Source organism: Alcanivorax sp. HI0044 (assembly GCF_001634945.1).
This window is the reverse complement of the sequence record NZ_LWEZ01000007.1, coordinates 1-1,351: the sequence shown is the minus strand read 5'-3', so window position 1 is coordinate 1,351 and position 1,351 is coordinate 1. Positions and strand designations below refer to the sequence as shown.

The window sequence follows — 1,351 nt, the reverse complement described above, 5'->3', positions numbered from 1 at the left end:
GGAAGGGATATAAGCCTGCAATCCCAACGGCCCCATAAACTGAACCGTGGCCGGAATAAAAATCTGGCCAAGCTGGTCATACAGTTTCTGACGATGCGGAGCCGGAGCCAGTGTCGGCAAGGCATAGCCCAGCCAGACGCGCACCGCCCGTCCCTGTGTCGACGTTTCCATGTCGTTAATCTCCTTACTGTCTGCCGGCAATCGGCTGACATAAATACGGGGTAAAGACTGACATGAAGAAAGCTAAGCAACAAGATGAATATGCAGCGACATAATGCCTGTACTGCGCAGAGCATGAAGAGGCCTGTATCCTGAGGTACGGGCACATTGAGCCTCACCCTGCGACCCCGCATACTGGCCATTTAACCATCGGAACTCGTCATGCCCACGGTAACAGTTTGGGAAACGCCCAAGGCTGGCAGCCTGGCCAATCTGGTTCAAAAGCAGCGGCCATTGCCTCCCCTGTCTCTCGGGCATGTCCGGGTGCAGGTTCATGCGGTGGGGCTGAATTTTGCGGATATTTTCGCCCTTACCGGCCTTTACTCCGCAACCCCGGAAGGCGCCTTCATCCCCGGGCTGGAATTTGCCGGCACAGTCATCGACACAGGCACAGATACCGACAATACCGACAGCGCCTTCCAGGTTGGCGACCGGGTGATGGGTGTCACCCGGTTCGGCGGTTACTGCTCCAGTGTTGATAGCGAACCGGATTACCTGATCCCCCTACCCGACGACTGGAGCTTCGTTCAGGGCGCCGCCTTCCCGGCCCAGACCCTCACCGCCTGGTATGCCCTGACCACCCTCGGCGCCATCCAGACAGGGCAACGTGTACTGATTCACAGCGCCGCCGGCGGAGTCGGCCTGCAGGCCATGAAACTGGCGACCCTGCTGGGTGCCAACCCGGTTGGAACGGTAGGCAGCCCCGACAAAGCCGCGATGCTGCAGGAAATGGGTTTTGAAAATGTGCTGATACGCCAAGCGGATTTTTCCCGACAACTCACCGAAACCGGCCACCGTTTCGATCTGGTGCTCGACGCCATCGGCGGCACCGTCCAGCAAGCCAGCTTTGCCGCACTGAACCCCATGGGCCGGCTGGTGGTTTTCGGCGCCGCCGAATTCACCCCCACCGGCAACCGCCCCAACTACCTCAAAGCCGCCTGGCGCTACCTGCGCCGCCCTCGCTATGACGTTATGGATATGATCAGCAGCAACCGGTCGGTGATGGCCTTCAATCTGATCTGGCTATGGGAACAGAAAGCCAGCATGAAGGCCTTGCTCAGCGAATTACAGACCATTGCCCTGCCTCCACCCCATGTGGGCCATCGCTTTGCCTTCGATGATGCTCATGCGG

1 protein-coding gene is annotated in these 1,351 nt (G+C 59.1%); it reads left to right on the top strand.

The genetic code is table 11. The features are described 5' to 3' along the window. Positions 1 to 381: 381 nt before the first annotated feature. Positions 382 to 1,351, top strand: a 970-nt coding sequence (locus tag A3730_RS00085) for a zinc-binding dehydrogenase (protein ID WP_231883785.1), incomplete at its 3' end; no start/stop codon positions are given.